Source organism: Dyadobacter sp. HNCC25DJ187 (assembly GCF_056895255.1).
This window is the reverse complement of the sequence record NZ_JBXHAT010000002.1, coordinates 2,121,655-2,138,450: the sequence shown is the minus strand read 5'-3', so window position 1 is coordinate 2,138,450 and position 16,796 is coordinate 2,121,655. Positions and strand designations below refer to the sequence as shown.

Here is a 16,796-nt window from a genome sequence, read left to right as displayed (position 1 = left end):
ATGAAGGTTTATTTAGACAATGCAGCTACCACACGTCTAGACGCGGAGGTGCTGGAAGCAATGGTGCCTGTAATGGCTGAACAGTACGGTAATCCATCATCTATTCATGCCAATGGCCGTGCTGCCCGTTCTTTAATTGAAAGAGCGAGGAAAAGTATTGCCGGTATTCTCAATGCTGCTCCTGCGGAAATATTTTTTACATCCGGAGGTACCGAAGCGGACAATACTGCAATACGTTCGAGTATTGAGACGCTGGGACTTAAGCATGCTATTACTTCAAAGATAGAGCATCATGCCGTTTTGCATACACTTGAACATTTGCAAAAAACGGGTCAGATACAGCTTAGTTACGTTAATCTGGATGAGAAAGGTGCTGTCGACATGGAGCATCTTGAAACGCTTCTGAAATCGAATCCGAGATCACTTGTTTCGCTGATGCATGGCAATAATGAGATCGGTAATCTGTTGGATCTGGACCTGACAGGGGATTTATGTGAAGAATACGGAGCCGTATTTCATACCGATACAGTGCAAACGATGGGCCACTATTGCCATGATCTGCAAAAGTTGAAAGCCAACTTTGTGGTAGGTGCTGCACATAAGTTCCACGGACCGAAAGGTATTGGTTTTCTGTACGTCCGGCCTGGTGTTAAGATTCACCCATTTATTCATGGAGGTGCTCAGGAACGTAACATGCGTGGAGGTACAGAGAATGTATATGGGATTGTAGGATTAGCAAAAGCACTGGAAATTGCATACCGGGATATGGATGCACATCGTGCACATATAGAAAGTCTTAAAACCAGAATGATCGCTGCGCTTACAGATCAGATTGAAGGTATACAATTCAACGGGAAATCAGGACAGCTGCATGAAAGCCTGTATACGGTGTTAAATGTAAGTCTGCCTCCTTCGGATTTGAGTGATATGATGTTGTTTAATCTGGACATTGCCGGAATCTCGGTATCAGGTGGAAGCGCCTGTTCAAGTGGTACAGACATTGGCTCACACGTATTGAATGAGCTCGGCCTGGATCCGGCGAGAGCTAACGTCCGGTTTTCATTTGGAAAATATAATACTTCAGAAGAAGTTGACTATGCTGTAAAGACACTTGCAGGATTTTACAGTAAAGAACCAGCAGTTGTTTAAATTTTGAAAGGGCCGGATCAATACAATGACCCGGCCCTTTCGATGTACAGTATATTGGCTTCCCTAAGCATTTCGAACCATATCTTCAAGCGCTTCAATCCAGATATCACTGTCGTTCAGACTTTCTACCAGTTGCCAGTGTTCGCCGCCTTCTTTTTCAAATATTTCTTTATATTCTTCTCCTACTTCGATGGTGGTTTCGAGGCAGTCGGCTACAAATGCAGGGGAGAATGCCAATACTGATTTTACTCCTTTTTTAGCAAGTTCGGGAATCAGTTCATCTGTGTAAGGTTTGATCCAAGGCGTTTTACCCAGACGCGATTGAAATGCAACAGTGTATTTACCTTCCGGAATACCCATTCCTTTTACAAACAATCTTGTAGTTTCGTAGCACTGCGCGCGGTAACAATGCTGATTTTGATTGGTCAGTGTATCGCAGCAGCTTCCAAAGCTACAAACATTGGCCACATCTCCTTTTGTAATCTGCCTTTCAGGAATACCATGGTAACTGAATACGAAATGATCGTATTCACGGGTAGCCATGTATTTCTTGCCGAGATTTACAAAGCCTTCAACGAATTTGGGATGATCCAGAAAACGATTGATGAATTTGATTTCCGGTAATACTTCCCAGTCTTTTACTACCTCCATTACTTTTTTGTAAACAGAGCCAGTGGAAGCAGAAGCATACTGAGGGAAAAATGGCACAATAATGATGTCTGTCAGGCATTCTTTACGAAGTTCGGTCAGGCCTGTTTCAATGCTCGGACTCTGGTAACGCATAGCAAGTTTTACCACATAATTGTCTCCCAGTACTTTCTGCAGCTTTTCTTCAACAGAATAGCCATATATCTTTAACGGAGATCCTTGCGGAGTCCATAGCTCACGGTATATCTTAGCAGATTTCGGCGCACGAAAAGGTGCAATGATCAGGTTGATCAGTAACCAGCGGTTCAGAAAGGGGATATCAATTACACGTTCATCCATCAGAAACTCCCTGAGATACTTCCGTACATCCGGGACAGACGGACTATCCGGCGTTCCCAGATTTACGATCAGGACACCAGTTTTTTTTATTTGTTTTTCTGTTGAGGGAGATGTGTTTGTCAATGTTTCGGTATGCATTACCTGTAATTTTTATTCATGGTGAAGACTGTCGGAATGATAACGGCTGCCCAACCCTTAAAAGTTCGACAGCCGTTAAAGGTTATTACATTCCGATAAGTATTTCTCTGAGTACAGCCTGGGCAGACCATTCTCTATTGGCAGCCTGTTCGATAACCAACGAACGCGGGCCATCCAGTACTTCATCTGCTACTTTCATATTTCTCCTTAAAGGTAGACAATGCATAAATTTACCATTGTCTGTCAGACTCATTTTTTCTTCTGTGATCATCCACGATGGATCGCTGCTGAGCACTTGTCCGTAGTTGGTATACGATGACCAGTTCTTTCCATAAACAAAATCAGCACCTTCAAGCGCTTTATTCTGATCGTAGATTACCTGCCCTTTCCCTACAAACTCAGGCGCAAGGTCATAACCTTCCGGGTGTGTGATCACCAGCTCAACGTTCATCGGATTCATCCATTCGCAGAATGAATTGGCAACTGCCTGTGGCAATGCCTTAAAGTGCGGTAACCAAGTAAGCACAACTTTCGGGCGTTCCTTCACACGGAATTCTTCAATTGTGATACAGTCGGCCAGGGATTGTAACGGGTGGCGTGTCGCTGACTCCAGGTTGACGATAGGTACCTCAGCATATTTTTTGAATTGCTCAAAAACGATTTCCTGATAATCTTTCTCACGGTCCTGCAGGCCGGCAAATGAACGGATTCCGATGATATCGCAATAGCGACCGATTACGGCGGCAGCTTCCTTCACGTGTTCCGCTTTATCACCGTTCATAATCACACCTTCCTCCATTTCCAGTCCCCATCCATCTTGACCCACGTTCATCATGATCACATTCAGACCAAGATTTTGTGCTGCTTTCTGGGTACTCAATCGCGTACGCAGACTGGAATTGAAAAACAAAAGGCCGATTGTCTTATTCTTTCCCAGTTCATTATCACCGAAAGGATTTCTCTTTGAGATAATTCCGCTGGTAATAAGTTGGTTAAGGTCTGTTACGTCGTTTATGGATAGGAAATGTTTCATTTTTTGTGCTCTATTTAATCGCAGAGTTTAATGAGGTACACGCAGAGGTCGTGGAGTTAATATTTATTTACGATTCGTTTAATGCCATTTTTTAACGAAACTACATTAAAGTTAATAAGTAAGCCAACTTTACATTCAGATAGTCGAAGGTATGTTAAAGTTTGAGCGAAATGGACTTCATTCAAAGCTTCAACTGCCTTTAACTCAACAATTACCTTATTTTCAACAAACAGGTCAATCCGAAATCCAGCTTCCAGAATAATTTCATCGTACAATACTGGCAGACTTTTTTGTTTTTCTACATGCAAACCGTGCTTTTTTAATTCATAGAATAAGCATTCCGCGTATACGGATTCCAGTAATCCTGGTCCCAACGCACTGTGAATTTTAAAACTGTATTGTAGTATTATCTGAGTTATATCGTTCTCCTCCAAAGAACTGTTTATATTTCTATTCATTTCTTCACCATATTTTATTAAATTTTGGGTGAAGCTTTCTACGTTGAATATCAAATATATGGTTAATAAACTCAGCGGAACACAGCGCTAGGCTCTTTTCTTCACTCTGCGTTTAAGCAGGTGCGAAGAGCATCCAGGAAGGCATCTGCTTCTTCTTTACCCAATGCCAATGACGGAAGCAAGCGGATCGTGTTGGCTCCTGCTACGCCGGTAAACATCTTATGTTCGAAGAGTAGTTTATTACGAAGGTCTTTCACCGGGAAGTCGTACTCGATTCCGATCATCAATCCACGTCCTCTCAATTCCTTATAACCTCCGATTGCTTTGATACCTTCAAATAGATACGCTCCTATTTCAGTTGCGTTGGCCAGCAGGTTTTCCTCTTTCATAATATCAAGAACAGCAATTCCCGCTGCGCATGCCATGTGATTTCCTCCGAAGGTAGTTCCCAGTAATCCATAGCTGGCTTTAAATTTAGGAGAGATCAATACACCTCCGATCGGAAAACCATTTCCCATACCTTTGGCCATAGTCATCAGGTCCGGATGAATGCCGCTGAACTGGTGAGAGAAAAACTTACCTGTACGGCCATATCCGCACTGTACGCTATCCAAAATCAGGACTGCGCCGGTTTCATCACATCTCTTACGTAAAGCTTGCAGGAATTCGTCAGAAGCGACCTGGATTCCACCCACTCCCTGAATACCTTCTACAATTACAGCGCAAACCTCATCCGTAATTCCCTGCTCCAGGTCATTTACGTCATTAAAAGGAAGGAAGCTTACATGCTCGTTGTAATTGACAGGAGCTACGATAGACGGATTGTCAGTAGCAGCTACAGCACCTGCAGTACGTCCGTGGAATGCCTTTGTAAATGCAACTACTTTCTTACGACCTGTATGGAAAGAAGCCAGTTTAAGTGCATTTTCATTAGCTTCAGCACCTGAGTTGATCAAGAATAATTTATAGTCAGGATATCCCGAGAGCTTTCCTAGCTTTTCTGCCAATTCTTCCTGCATGGATATTTTTACAGAATTGGAGTAAAAATTGATCGCATGAAGCTGTTTGCTTAATTTATCAACATATTTTGGATGGCAATGCCCCACAGAAATTACAGCGTGACCGCCATATAGATCAAGGTATTTAGTGCCATTCGAATCCCATAAGTAGCTTCCTTCGGCCTTTACAGGTTCTATATCGTAGAGTGGGTATACATCAAATAAATGTGACATAATCTTGAATGTAGTTTAAACGCAGAGGAAAATGAGTGATTACACAGAAAGAGTAGTTCAGCGTCCTCAGCGCTTCACCTCCATAACTCTGCGTTAAACAAATTAAAATGATGGAGCCTTCAACTTCAAACCGGCATCTTCCGGTAATCCGAACGCTAAGTTCAGATTCTGAACTGCCTGACCAGAAGCACCTTTCGTCAAATTATCAATAATACTGCTGATCAGTAGCTGTCCGTCATGCACTTCCAGATGGATCAGGCATTTATTGGTATTGACAACCTGTTTCAGATCAATTGGTACATCGCTAACATGCGTGAATGGATGCGATGCATAATAGTTTTTATATAATTCCTGCGCTTCTTCCAGCGTTCCGGCGAACGGCGTGTATACATTGGCCATAATCCCACGCGTAAAGTCACCACGGTAAGGGACAAAATGAACTGCTTTGTCAAAACCAGCCTGAAGTTTTTTCAGGCTCATCTTAATCTCAGTCAAATGCTGGTGGCTGAACGCCTTGTAAATTGACAAATTGTTATTTCTCCAAGAAAAATGTGTTGTTGCGCTCAGCGCCTGGCCTGCCCCTGTACTGCCCGTTATAGCGCTCACGTGCACATCTTCTTTCAATAATCCTGCTTTTGCCAGAGGCAAAATAGCCAGCTCTATGCTCGTTGCAAAGCAGCCAGGATTGGCAATTTTCGAAGACGTTTTGATCTTGTCTTTCTGCAGCTCAGGAAGTCCGTATGTAAATCCGTTGGATTCGTTACGGAAATCTGTACTGAGGTCAATGATCTTTACAGTTTCAGGAACATTGTATTGGTCAAGAAACTTTTTAGATTCTCCATGTCCTGAACATAGGAAAATACCTCCAAGGTCTTTCTGATTCAGTAGTTCCTGGATTTCTTCTCCTGAAAAAATCAGGTCTGTGTCGCCCAACAGGTCAGTATGTGTCGCGTAGACTGGTTTGCCCGACTGACTTTTACTATGTGCAAAGGCAACGTTCAGGTAAGGATGGTTAATCACAATTCTCAGCAATTCACCTCCTGTATATCCTGCCGCACCGATTATTCCGATATTGATATTTTGCATTATTCTACCCAATTTTCTAATGTCAAACCACTTACTCTTCCAAATTCTTTAGTGTTGTTGGTCACCAGTGTGAGCCCCAGGCTAAGAGCATGCGCTGCAATTAAGAGATCATTTGAGCCAATAACTGAACCACTACTCTGTAAATCTGCCCGGATAATCGCATAAAATTTTGCTGCAGTAAGATCAAAATCAACAATTGTTAAAGGCTCTAAAAAAATTTCAAGAGCTACCTTGTTTTGTTCTTTTTTCTGACTTTTAGCTACGCCAAACCAGAGCTCTGCTACCACAATTGAGTAAACTAACAAGTCACCTCTAGATAGTGATTGAAATTTTGAGAAAACTTCTGGTGGCCTCTTGTTAATAATGTAGGCAATGATATTGGTATCAAGTAAGTACTTCATTCAAACAAATTTTCAATTTTGTCCAATGGAGGTTGCGTCTGGTCCTTCATATAGTCGTTTGAAAAGTCATCAAGATTTTTCCACCATTTCTGAAGCTCCTGATCGGAGGAAAATAATCTCTTTCGTTTTTTTTCAACTACAAATTCCATATAGTCAAATACTTCCTGAAGTAAATCAGGAGGTAATTCCAACGCTTTCTTTTGAATTTGATTCTGAAGTTCTGTGATTGTCATAACTAAAATCTTTAATAAGACTTACGAATCTCAACCAGCTATCAACAATTGCCCCTAAACGATTAGTTGTTGCTCTCGCTTACTTTCTGATAAATCATTACCTGGTTAGATGCCACTTTGGAGAATCCGCGGACATCGTCTCCGGTCCATGCATTGTTCATTTCTCCGTAGCTGCCAAATTTCGATGACATCAGATCATAGGGTGATTCGATTCCCTCAACATGGAAGCGATATGGAGCAAGATGTACATGCACTCTTCCTGTTACGTGAGCCTGAGTATCCGCAAGGAAAGTTTCTATATTACGCATTACCGGTTCTACAAACTGGCCTTTATGAAGAAGGGTCCCATACGTGTTAGAAAGCTGTTCTTTCCAGTAAAGTTGTTGCTCGCTCAATACATGTTTTTCAAGTGTATGATGCGCTTTGATAATCACCAAAGGAGCAGCAGCCTCGAAACCTACACGACCTTTGATTCCGATGATGGTATCACCTACGTGAATGTCACGACCAATTCCGAAAGGTTGTGCAATGGCAGCCAGTTTCTGAATAGCCTCAACAGAATTCTCGAAAAACTCACCTGCAACACCTTTCAATTCACCTTCTACGAATTCCAGCGTGATGGTTTCTGGTTCAGTTTTTAAAACCTGGGTTGGCCATGCAGATTCAGGCAAGTACTGCTCAGAAGTAAGTGTTTCTTTTCCTCCAACAGATGTTCCCCACAATCCTTTATTGATGCTGTAAGCAGCTTTTGCCCATTCGCGACCAACGCCTTTTTTAGTCAGGTATTCGATTTCAGCTTCACGAGAGAGCTTCAGATCACGGATAGGCGTGATGATTTCAGCTTCCGGAATGATAATGCGGAATGCCATATCAAAGCGAACCTGGTCATTACCGGCTCCTGTGCTTCCATGCGCAATGGCACTTGCTCCGATCTCCTTTGCATACTCAGCAACAGCAACAGCTTGAAAAACACGTTCCGCGCTTACCGAAAGTGGGTAAGTATTATTTTTCAGTACATTACCAAAAATCAAATATTTGATGCAATCATTATAGTAATCCGCTGTCTTCGAAATAGTAGCGTGGTTTTTTACGCCTAAGGCATATGCGTTGGCTTCAATAGTTTTAAGTTCTTCATCTGAAAAACCGCCTGTATCTACGAGTACAGAATGCACCTCATAGCCCTTGTCTTCGGCTAAATATTTTACACAAAAGGAGGTATCTAATCCTCCGCTGAACGCTAATACTACTTTTGGCTGTGACATTATGTTTATTATATGATTCTTATTTCTTTAAAAATTAACTAATTGTCAGTAAGGTGTCTACCGGGATACCAAGATTCTTATTCAGTTCCCTGATCATTTTGATAGTCAGATTTCTTTTCTTATTTAACACTTCAGAAACTCTGTTCTCACCACCGAAGTAAGGTGCTACATCTTTACGGCTCAGATGAAGCTGATCCATTCTTTCTTTGATGGCTTCAATGGGGTCAGGCTTTGGTATAGGAAAATTCTTTTTCTCATAATCTATTGCCAGGACTGTTACCGCCTCGAGAATATCCAATGCCTTTTTCCTTTCTTGCGGATCTTCTAACAAATCAGCATCAATCAATGTATCAATGATTTTTCCTGCTTCTTCGAAAGAAGCATCATTGGTGATTGGTTTTATCACTATATCATCCAAATTAATTGCAAGTGCTTTCATGTGCTTTGAATGAGTTATATGTTTTTAATGTCTTCAATCCTGTCATAGGCTGAATGCGTTCCTAAAAATCGGACAAACACAAACTGTCTTTCATATTCAAATTCGCTATGAGTCGATATTTGTTGTGCGTGATGTTAAAAACAATTCTGCCATTTCCAACTGTATCTGAATTTTTGAAAAACTTAATAACTTCGTTAGGGCTGCTGAAATGAGTTTTTTCGATTGTATCATACCAAAACTCAAGTGCAGGTCTGGCATCTGGTGTTTTATCCCAAAAATCTCTAAGTGTTGCTTTGGTGAAAATTCTCATTTCTTCCAACAAAAGTACCCAAGTATTCCCGAAATGGGAAGGTCTGGATCGTTTAATGTGTGTATAACAAAAAAATACCTCGCATCGGGCTTGAAAAGCGGTCGGGCGAGGTATTTATACGATATTAATAATCTGTAAATGAATGCGGGTACGTTTAATGTACAAGCATAGCCTCGGCGTTTTTCTTTTTCGCGCGTTCTTCCCTTCGCAATAAGATGCGTTGTTTAATACGCATCCAACGCTCATAAAGACTGGATTCTTTAAGGAAATCCCAGGCATCTTTTTCTGAATGCGTCTCAGTTTTTTTATGATCGTCAGGATTGTACATCATTCCCGTACATAGACAGTGTTTTCTGCCGGTACGCGTCAGTACATCATAGTTCACACAACTGGCACAGCCTTTCCAGAAAGCATCGTCCGCGGGAAGTTCACTGAACGTTACGGGTTCATAACCCAGGTCAGAGTTGATCTTCATTACCGGCAAGCTTGTAGTGATACCAATAATTTTGGCATCGGGATATTTTTTGCGTGAAAGTTCAAAAGCTTTCTGTTTGATCGCTTTGGCCATTCCGCTATTTCTGAATCCAGGATGTACAATCAAGCCTGAGTTTGCTACAAACTTCCCATGTTCCCATGTTTCGACATAACAGAATCCCACCCATTCTCCGGTATTGGTAGTTGCGATAATCGCTTTTCCCTCAACCATTTTCTCCATAATGTAAACAGGAGAACGCTTGGCTATACCAGTACCACGTTTTTTGGCACTCTCTTCCATTTCTGCACAAATAGTTTCTGCATAATGAAGATGATTTTCATTGGCAGTCTGAACAACGAACTGACTGCCCACTACTTCGGTATTTTTCATTGATGGCTTTAAAGACAAAAAATGTTCGAAACAAAAAATTTCACTCCCAGTAATAACGATGGGACGTTTCAAAAATTTAAAGAAAAAGGCGGGGAAAGTTTTGCCACGTAGGCAAAATAATATTAGACGGTCCGGGGGGACCTAAACCTGAATGGCGTAGTATGAAGAACAGTATGTATTCCGTTGCTATTCATGTACTTTGGTTAGTCGTCTAAGAGAATGCAAATTTGGTACAAAAAATTAGTATGACAAAACAACAGGAAATATATTTTTATGGTTCATCAACGGATCTTAAAATTTCGTTGCTACCTCACCGGATATATACTAACTATGCAGGAATTTAAAACGAAACGGAAACCTGCTCTATGCCTTCGATTAGTACTGATGATCTTCTGTATGGTTATATGAATGGTATATTTCCCATGGCAGAGCCTGACGGAACCATCTACTGGTATTCTCCCGATCCCAGAGCTATAATTCCTATCGACACATATAAACCGAGCAAGTCGCTGAGACCTGTGCTGAACCGGAAACAATTTGATGTCAGGGTAAATACAGATTTTGAAGGTGTGATGAGGGGTTGTGCCGGGCTAAGGATTCTAGGGAAAAGCGGATCTGAGGAAGGAACATGGATATCAGACGATATTATCGCATCGTATGTAGCGTTACACAAGTTGGGATTTGCGCATAGTGTGGAGGCGTGGAATGATGGACAGCTGGTGGGCGGATTGTATGGTGTATCAATTAATGGAGCATTTTTTGGTGAATCTATGTTTTCAAAAGAAAGTAATTCCTCCAAAGTCGCGTTCCATTATTTGATTCAGATACTCAGATTGAATAATTTCAAATTACTGGACACGCAGTTTATGAACGATAATGTGCTTCGTTATGGAGCAATCGAAATCAGTAAGGATGAATACCTGAAGCGCTTGCAGGAAGGGTTGCTGGCACACAGAAAATTCAATGAGTTGCCTTTTCAGATGTAGGTCAGGTATAAGTTTATTCATCTTCGCAGGATATATGTGTTCTTTTCTTATTAAGAAAAGTTAATTTTGGGATAAAATCGTTTTATCGTTCTCTGCCACTTCAAGCGGTCGGCTTTACAAGAAGTTCAAAGTGTCAAAACCAATTCTAGTTATAAAATTCGGGACGGCTTCCATTACGTTAGCTTCGGGAGAGCCTGATGTAAGAATCATCTCAGAAATAGCAAGGCAGGTTTCCTCTATCCATGCTCATTACAGGATCATCATTGTTTCATCAGGCGCTGTGGGCGCAGGAAAAGCCTATATTCAGGATTACAAAGGTACAATGACGCAACGCAAGGCCGCCGCTTCAGTGGGGAATCCATTGCTGGTGGGGTTGTATGCCAGTTATTTTGCTCCGAACAAAATTTATATAGCTCAAAGTTTATGTGAAAGGCAGCATTTTGCAAACCGTAAAAAGTTCCTGCAGCTGAAGGATACGTTTGAGGAATTATGGGAGAATGACATCATTCCCATTGTAAATGAAAACGACGTGGTGAGTGACCGAGAATTAAAGTTTTCGGATAACGACGAATTGGCTACTCTGCTGGCGGTTGGTTTTGGAGCTGAAACGTTGATGTTTTGTACATCGGTTGGCGGATTACTGGACGAACGCGGTGCTATTATCCGGAACGTAAATAATGTGAATGAAGTTTTCAGATTTGTACGTACTGATAAATCCTTTCTTGGATTGGGTGGTATGGCCTCCAAACTCACATTTGCCAAGCTGGCTGCCAGGATGGCTATTCAGGTTGTGATATTCGGTATGAACCAGGCAGACGAACTTTTGCTGGCACTGGAAGGAAAAGCTGGGACGGTAATAGGAGCAGGGAAAAGCACCTTATCGGCAAGGAACAGGTGGCTTGGAAGCGGAGGGTTGGTTTCCGGGACATTACATATCGATGAAGGTGCATCCAAGGCGCTATTGAAAAGGAAAAGTTTGCTTGCAGTGGGTGTAACTGATGTAACCGGCGAGTTTGAAGCGGGAGAAATTATTGAAATATACTCTCCTGACCAGGAAATGATTGCCGTAGCACGTGCAAGAGAAACATCAGCTGCAATCAAAGAAAATATGAAGACTTTAAATTTTGAAGTGGCGCACGCCAATGATATCGTTATACTATGATGGATTCGATTTTACATCTTTTAAAAGCGACACAGGATGCGTCCGTTTCTGTTCGCAAACTTAGTGATAAGCACAGGGCAGATCTTTTGCTATCTATCGCCGATAGAGTGATGACGCATACTGACCGGATTGTTGAGGAAAATAAGAAAGATTTGGACCTGATGGACGATGCAGATCCAAAGAAAGACAGGCTTTTGCTGAATGCTGATCGGATTAAAGCCTTGGCACAGAGTCTTCGAGATGTAGCCGCTTTGGCCGATCCTACCGGTGAACTACTTCTTGAAAGAACAATAGAGCAAGGGTTATCGCTACAAAAAGTGACAGTACCTCTCGGCGTCGTGGGTGTAATATATGAATCACGTCCCAATGTGACAATCGATGTAGCGTCACTTTGCCTGCGTTCCGGAAATGCTTGCGTTTTAAAAGGTGGAAAGGAAGCGCATTATTCCAATACGTATTTGGTTAGCCTGATTCACGAGAGTCTGGAAGAAATAGGAGTGCCCGCTGCCGCTGTAAATTTGCTTCCAACGGGCCGGGAGTTTGTGATGGAGCTTTTGACGGCTACAAAATATGTGGATATTATCATTCCAAGAGGTTCTGAAGGATTAATAAAATTCGTTCGTCAGAATTCTCTGGTCCCTACTATTGAAACCGGAGCTGGTGTTTGCCATACCTATGTGGAGAAAACGGGTGATTTGGACAAAGCCGCTTCTATTGTTGTGAATGCAAAAGTTTCACGACCATCGGTTTGTAATTCTCTGGATACTGTCCTGGTAGATAAAGAGGTTGCCGCGGATTTTCTGCCAAAGCTGAAAGAAGAGTTTGTAAAATGGAATGTGGAAGTATTTGCAGATAAAACGGCCTATGGTATTTTCGAGGGAGTTAAATATCCTTTCTTACAGAGAGCGGAGCCTGAGGATTTCGGGCGTGAGTTTCTTGACTATAAATGCTCGGTAAAAGTTGTAGATGGGTTGGATGAAGCGCTTGGTCATATCCGTGAACATTCGTCCCGTCACTCGGAGGCAATTATTTCGAAGGATAACGATGCAATTGATAATTTTCTGAAAGAAGTGGATGCTGCTGCGGTATATGCCAATGCGTCTACGCGCTTTACCGATGGGGGAGTTTTTGCTTTGGGTGCTGAAATAGGCATTTCTACGCAGAAGCTACATGCACGTGGACCGTTTGCTCTGGAAAAACTCGTAACAGAAAAATGGGTTGTGAGAGGCGATGGACAGGTGAGGTGGTAAATATCTCTAATGGAATTCTAAGGGAGTGGTACTGTAAGGTGCAACTCCCTTTTTTTATACCTTTGCCCAAAATCATCGGAGAATAACCCAACCCGTTATGGAGAAAGTAGAAGCGATTGAGCATATAAAAATATTGAGTGAAGAAGCTGTTTCATTACTGAAGGAATTGATAGAAACAGAGTCGTTCAGCAGGGAAGAGGAAGGGACAGCATTTTTGATAGAGAATTATTTCAATAAAAAGGGAATTCCTTTTTCCCGTAAAAAGAACAACTTGTGGGCGTTCAATAAGCACTTTGACCATAAGAAACCTACATTATTGCTGAATTCCCATCATGACACAGTAAAACCCAACAAATCCTGGACACTCAATCCTTTTGTTGCGAAGGTCGAAGATGGTAAATTGTATGGTTTGGGCAGTAATGATGCAGGCGGTTGTCTGGTTTCATTGCTGGCTACTTTCTGCTATTTTTATGAATGTCAGAATCTGACTTACAATATTGCCATTGCGACTACTGCAGAAGAAGAGATTTCCGGTAAGGAAGGTTTGGAAATTGTAGTACCGGAGTTGCCTGAAATATCCTTTGCCATTGTAGGGGAACCAACTGAAATGCACTTGGCCGTTGCAGAAAAAGGATTGCTTGTGCTTGATTGCACGGCGAAAGGTAAGTCCGGGCACGCAGCCAGAGAAGAAGGCGACAATGCCATATATAAAGCTCTGAAGGATATCCAGTGGATCAATAGCTATCAGTTTCCTAAAGTGTCCCCAACACTTGGGCCTGTAAAGATGTCAGTTACGATTATCAATGCAGGCACGCAGCACAATGTGGTTCCGGATGTATGTAATTTTACAGTGGATGTCCGTGCTACGGATCAATATACACTGGAGGAAATTATTGATGTGATTCAGGAGCATATCGGTTCAGAAGTAAGCGCGAGATCTATCCGCTTGCGCCCATCAAGTATACCTATGGATCATCCTATTGTAAAAGCAGGTTTGGCTTTAGGAAGAAATGCATACGGATCGCCCACCACTTCTGATCAGGCACTTCTCGATTGTCCATCCTTGAAAATGGGTCCCGGACATTCAGGACGTTCGCACAGCGCTGATGAATTTATTTATTTAGATGAGATTGAGGCTGGTATTAAGCAATATATTACTATGTTGGAAGCTGTAATTCTTTAATAAAATGCAATTCTATCAGGAAGAGGACATACAAAAATTTCATCAGGTTCAGTTTGTTTACATCAAAACTGAGTTGGCAGATCATGTATTCCGGCTCATCCTGAATCGTCCTGAAAAACGCAATGCCTTTACACCTACCATGGCGCAGGAAATAGCCTATGCGTTGGCATATGCTCATTATACATCAGAAGTGAGGTGTGTAATTGTGGAAGCTGAAGGGCCTGTATTTTGTGCCGGAGCAGATCTGAATGCTTTTCATAACCAGGATGTAGATAAGCCTAATGTATCGCTTCCTGCTATCCGGGAAGAAGTGCGATTAGGCGATGCGTTTGGGCAGTTGCTCAAACCGAGTATCGCGATCGTGAAGGGACCTGTATTGGCAGGTGGTTTTCTGCTGATATGCGGATGCACGTTTGTAATCAGCGTACCTGAAGCTACATTCGCCCTGCCGGAAGTGAGAAGAGGAATCTGGCCGATGCAGGTGATGGAGTCTCTGACAGCTATATTACCAGCGCGTAAAATTCTGGAAATGGCTGTCACCGGAAAAGCGTATACAGCTGTTGAAGCGAATGAAATGGGATTGCTCACGAAAGTTGTGGAATCAGCACAAATACAGCATGAAGCTGATGTTTTGGCTGCAGTGATATGTGCCAATGCCCCGTACGCCATTCAGTCTGGTATGAAGGCTTTTCAAAAATTATCTTCTATCCCTATTGACGAACGTCATCGGTTTCTGAAAGAACAGCTGGATCTTTTATTGCTTTCAGAAGATGCGAAGGAGGGGACAGCAGCTTTTCGTGAAAAAAGAGATCCTGTCTGGAAAGGGAAATAATTCCAGGTAATCTTCAACAGTCCGGTTTAGCCAAACTGATGTAAGTTCTTTTGCATCAATCAGCAACCACGAGAACTGATTTTAAAAGTGATTAACTGGAAAAATCAATTCCCCGGAACGATCTCAATTTCTTCTCCATATTGGTTATGGAATTTAAAATCTGTTACGCCCAAAGATGAATCTTTTATGAGTTTAACCCAGGTTTTGTATTGGAAGAACCATTTTACTTGTCGGGAAATAATACCTTTTGTAAAATAGGAATGCAGGAATGGATGCAATAAAATCGTAATTCCACGCTCATTCTGCTTAGAGAGCATATAATCCAAGTTATTCTCAATGACATCCGAAACAAGAATGCTAGCCTGAATGGTCCCCGTTCCGCCGCAGGTAGGGCAGGTTTCACGAGTAACAATATTCATTTCAGGTCTCACACGCTGGCGTGTAATCTGGAGCAATCCGAATTTAGAAAGAGGAAGAACGGTGTACTTAGAGCGGTCGCCCTTCATTTCATCGCGCATCATGTCAAAAAGAACGCGTTTGTTTTCCGCTTTCTTCATGTCGATAAAATCAACGACAATAATACCACCCATATCGCGCAAACGTAACTGACGTGCTACTTCTTTCGCAGCTTCCAGATTTACGCTGAGGGCAGTCGCTTCCTGATCCTCTTCTGAGTTGGATTTGTTACCGCTGTTTACGTCGATAACATGGAGTGCTTCCGTATGCTCAATAATCAGGTATCCTCCGTTAGGAAGACTTACTGAGCGACCAAACAATCCCTTGATCTGTTTTTCAAGACCAAACTGCTCAAAAAGCTTATTCTTACCGTTGTGAAGTTTAAGGATATTTTCCTTTTCCGGTGCAATGTTGTGGATGTATGCTTTTATATCGTCATACACCTCTTTTGAATCCACCGTAATGCTGTCGAATGACTCGTTCAGCATGTCACGGATAATGGATGAAGCACGGTTCATTTCACCAATTACACGGTCGCGTGGCTTGGCATCGCGGAGTGCTTTAATTCCGTTTTCCCACTTGTCAAGGCAATCCTGAAGATCTTTATTCAGCTCATCAACGTCTTTTCCTGTTGCAACGGTACGAATAATCACACCGAAATTCGCAGGCTTAATAGACGACATTAATCTCTGCAGACGATTTCTTTCCTGCTTGTCAGTGATCTTTTTAGAAAGATTTACTGAGTTGGAAAAAGGAACAAGGACGATGTATCGACCAGCAATAGAAATATCGCAGGATAAACGAGGTCCTTTTGTAGAGATCGGTTCTTTTACTATCTGAACCAGAATAGGCTGGTTTTTGGAAAGGACCTTATCAATTTTCCCCAGCTTTTCGATTTCAGGTTCCATCTTGAAGTTACTCAATTTGCCCGAATTCGCACGCTTGGAAATTACATCCTTGGTTAGCTTGTTAAGAGAGTTAATATTGGGACCTAAATCCAGATAATGCAGAAATGCATCTTTTTCAAATCCCACATCCACAAAGGCAGCATTAAGCCCTGCCACCAGTTTCCTGACTGTACCAAGGTAAATATCACCTACGGTAAAGCTTTGATCCGGTGTTTCAACGTGATACTCTAAAAGACGTTTATCCTGCAAAAGGGCTATACGCTCTCCCTTTTGAGTAGAATTGATTAGTAATTCGTTACTCAATGTTCCACCAACTGAATGGCTATCTTAATGTTAATACTCGACCTCCCCAAAAGAGTAATGGGGCATTACGCAACCGCGAAGAAGGAGCTGGCCGGACTGTAGCAATCCGGCCAGCTACCCATT

Annotated in this window: 18 protein-coding genes; 6 read left to right on the top strand and 12 right to left on the bottom strand. The window is 42.1% G+C overall.

The annotated features are described in order from the left end of the window. On the top strand, positions 1-1,149 hold the full coding sequence (locus AC1XUE_RS19750) for a cysteine desulfurase family protein (RefSeq protein ID WP_483357703.1): 1,149 nt from the start codon (positions 1-3) through the stop codon (positions 1,147-1,149). A 63-nt stretch (positions 1,150-1,212) separates the two neighbouring features. Here the strand turns inward: AC1XUE_RS19750 and hemH are convergent, their stop codons facing one another. The 11 genes from hemH to AC1XUE_RS19695 form a co-directional block, all read right to left on the bottom strand. Next, a complete protein-coding gene (gene hemH / locus AC1XUE_RS19745) occupies positions 1,213-2,274 on the bottom strand; it encodes a ferrochelatase (protein ID WP_483357702.1) in 1,062 nt (353 codons plus the stop codon). Positions 2,275-2,359: 85 nt separating this feature from the next. Next, the gene (locus AC1XUE_RS19740; RefSeq protein WP_483357701.1) at positions 2,360-3,307 is read right to left on the bottom strand and encodes an N-acetylornithine carbamoyltransferase; all 948 of its coding nucleotides are present in this window, start codon (positions 3,305-3,307) and stop codon (positions 2,360-2,362) included. Positions 3,308-3,363: 56 nt separating this feature from the next. Continuing rightward, a complete protein-coding gene (locus AC1XUE_RS19735) occupies positions 3,364-3,765 on the bottom strand; it encodes a GxxExxY protein (protein WP_262512411.1) in 402 nt (133 codons plus the stop codon). Between the two features lie 101 nt (positions 3,766-3,866). Next, positions 3,867-4,997 (bottom strand): aspartate aminotransferase family protein, encoded by a 1,131-nt coding sequence (locus tag AC1XUE_RS19730; RefSeq protein WP_483357700.1) that lies wholly within the window; start codon positions 4,995-4,997, stop codon positions 3,867-3,869. Between the two features lie 102 nt (positions 4,998-5,099). Continuing rightward, complete coding sequence (gene argC / locus AC1XUE_RS19725; protein ID WP_483357699.1) at positions 5,100-6,083, bottom strand: N-acetyl-gamma-glutamyl-phosphate reductase; 984 nt, start codon at positions 6,081-6,083, stop codon at positions 5,100-5,102. Continuing rightward, positions 6,083-6,484 (bottom strand): type II toxin-antitoxin system tRNA(fMet)-specific endonuclease VapC, encoded by a 402-nt coding sequence (gene vapC, locus AC1XUE_RS19720; protein ID WP_483357698.1) that lies wholly within the window; start codon positions 6,482-6,484, stop codon positions 6,083-6,085. The genes argC and vapC overlap by 1 nt, the downstream gene beginning before the upstream one ends. Then, positions 6,481-6,717 (bottom strand): hypothetical protein, encoded by a 237-nt coding sequence (locus AC1XUE_RS19715; protein ID WP_115830432.1) that lies wholly within the window; start codon positions 6,715-6,717, stop codon positions 6,481-6,483. Before AC1XUE_RS19715 ends, vapC begins: the two co-directional genes overlap by 4 nt. Before the next feature lie 62 nt (positions 6,718-6,779). Continuing rightward, positions 6,780-7,979 carry an argininosuccinate synthase gene (gene argG / locus AC1XUE_RS19710; protein ID WP_483357697.1) on the bottom strand — a complete coding sequence of 400 codons (1,200 nt, stop codon included), beginning with the start codon at positions 7,977-7,979 and terminating at the stop codon, positions 6,780-6,782. 34 nt (positions 7,980-8,013) lie between these two features. Next, entirely contained in the window at positions 8,014-8,418 is a 405-nt protein-coding gene (locus tag AC1XUE_RS19705; protein ID WP_483357696.1) for a helix-turn-helix domain-containing protein, read from the bottom strand. A gap of 61 nt (positions 8,419-8,479) precedes the next feature. After that, entirely contained in the window at positions 8,480-8,728 is a 249-nt protein-coding gene (locus tag AC1XUE_RS19700) for a type II toxin-antitoxin system HigB family toxin (RefSeq protein ID WP_483357695.1), read from the bottom strand. A gap of 154 nt (positions 8,729-8,882) precedes the next feature. Continuing rightward, positions 8,883-9,593 carry a GNAT family N-acetyltransferase gene (locus tag AC1XUE_RS19695; RefSeq protein WP_483357694.1) on the bottom strand — a complete coding sequence of 237 codons (711 nt, stop codon included), beginning with the start codon at positions 9,591-9,593 and terminating at the stop codon, positions 8,883-8,885. Positions 9,594-9,958: 365 nt separating this feature from the next. Between AC1XUE_RS19695 and aat the strand changes: the two genes are divergently transcribed. The 5 genes from aat to AC1XUE_RS19670 all read left to right on the top strand — a co-directional run bounded on the left by aat (position 9,959) and on the right by AC1XUE_RS19670 (position 15,006). Then, positions 9,959-10,579, top strand: coding sequence for a leucyl/phenylalanyl-tRNA--protein transferase (aat, locus tag AC1XUE_RS19690; RefSeq protein WP_483357693.1), 621 nt, complete (start codon positions 9,959-9,961; stop codon positions 10,577-10,579). A gap of 130 nt (positions 10,580-10,709) precedes the next feature. Next, positions 10,710-11,741: a glutamate 5-kinase gene (proB, locus tag AC1XUE_RS19685; RefSeq protein WP_483357692.1), complete on the top strand. Its 1,032-nt coding sequence runs from the start codon at positions 10,710-10,712 to the stop codon at positions 11,739-11,741. Then, the gene (locus AC1XUE_RS19680) at positions 11,741-12,991 is read left to right on the top strand and encodes a glutamate-5-semialdehyde dehydrogenase (RefSeq protein WP_483358017.1); all 1,251 of its coding nucleotides are present in this window, start codon (positions 11,741-11,743) and stop codon (positions 12,989-12,991) included. The genes proB and AC1XUE_RS19680 overlap by 1 nt, the downstream gene beginning before the upstream one ends. Positions 12,992-13,088: 97 nt before the next feature. Beyond that, on the top strand, positions 13,089-14,174 hold the full coding sequence (locus AC1XUE_RS19675; RefSeq protein WP_483357691.1) for a M20 family metallo-hydrolase: 1,086 nt from the start codon (positions 13,089-13,091) through the stop codon (positions 14,172-14,174). A gap of 4 nt (positions 14,175-14,178) precedes the next feature. After that, positions 14,179-15,006, top strand: a complete 828-nt coding sequence (locus AC1XUE_RS19670) for an enoyl-CoA hydratase/isomerase family protein (RefSeq protein WP_483357690.1) — start codon at positions 14,179-14,181, stop codon at positions 15,004-15,006. A gap of 104 nt (positions 15,007-15,110) precedes the next feature. On the opposite strand, the gene AC1XUE_RS19665 is transcribed toward AC1XUE_RS19670, so the two are convergent. After that, entirely contained in the window at positions 15,111-16,673 is a 1,563-nt protein-coding gene (locus AC1XUE_RS19665) for an Rne/Rng family ribonuclease (protein ID WP_483357689.1), read from the bottom strand. Positions 16,674-16,796: the final 123 nt, after the last annotated feature.

Bases quoted from the DNA above. Each gene is read 5' to 3' on its own strand.
- AC1XUE_RS19750 (WP_483357703.1), top strand. From the start codon at position 1: ATGAAGGTTTATTTAGACAATGCAGCTACCACACGTCTAGACGCGGAG.
- hemH (WP_483357702.1), bottom strand. From the start codon at position 2,274: ATGCATACCGAAACATTGACAAACACATCTCCCTCAACAGAAAAACAA.
- AC1XUE_RS19740 (WP_483357701.1), bottom strand. From the start codon at position 3,307: ATGAAACATTTCCTATCCATAAACGACGTAACAGACCTTAACCAACTT.
- AC1XUE_RS19735 (WP_262512411.1), bottom strand. From the start codon at position 3,765: ATGAATAGAAATATAAACAGTTCTTTGGAGGAGAACGATATAACTCAG.
- AC1XUE_RS19730 (WP_483357700.1), bottom strand. From the start codon at position 4,997: ATGTCACATTTATTTGATGTATACCCACTCTACGATATAGAACCTGTA.
- argC (WP_483357699.1), bottom strand. From the start codon at position 6,083: ATGCAAAATATCAATATCGGAATAATCGGTGCGGCAGGATATACAGGA.
- vapC (WP_483357698.1), bottom strand. From the start codon at position 6,484: ATGAAGTACTTACTTGATACCAATATCATTGCCTACATTATTAACAAG.
- AC1XUE_RS19715 (WP_115830432.1), bottom strand. From the start codon at position 6,717: ATGACAATCACAGAACTTCAGAATCAAATTCAAAAGAAAGCGTTGGAA.
- argG (WP_483357697.1), bottom strand. From the start codon at position 7,979: ATGTCACAGCCAAAAGTAGTATTAGCGTTCAGCGGAGGATTAGATACC.
- AC1XUE_RS19705 (WP_483357696.1), bottom strand. From the start codon at position 8,418: ATGAAAGCACTTGCAATTAATTTGGATGATATAGTGATAAAACCAATC.
- AC1XUE_RS19700 (WP_483357695.1), bottom strand. From the start codon at position 8,728: ATGAGAATTTTCACCAAAGCAACACTTAGAGATTTTTGGGATAAAACA.
- AC1XUE_RS19695 (WP_483357694.1), bottom strand. From the start codon at position 9,593: ATGAAAAATACCGAAGTAGTGGGCAGTCAGTTCGTTGTTCAGACTGCC.
- aat (WP_483357693.1), top strand. From the start codon at position 9,959: ATGCCTTCGATTAGTACTGATGATCTTCTGTATGGTTATATGAATGGT.
- AC1XUE_RS19680 (WP_483358017.1), top strand. From the start codon at position 11,741: ATGGATTCGATTTTACATCTTTTAAAAGCGACACAGGATGCGTCCGTT.
- AC1XUE_RS19675 (WP_483357691.1), top strand. From the start codon at position 13,089: ATGGAGAAAGTAGAAGCGATTGAGCATATAAAAATATTGAGTGAAGAA.
- AC1XUE_RS19670 (WP_483357690.1), top strand. From the start codon at position 14,179: ATGCAATTCTATCAGGAAGAGGACATACAAAAATTTCATCAGGTTCAG.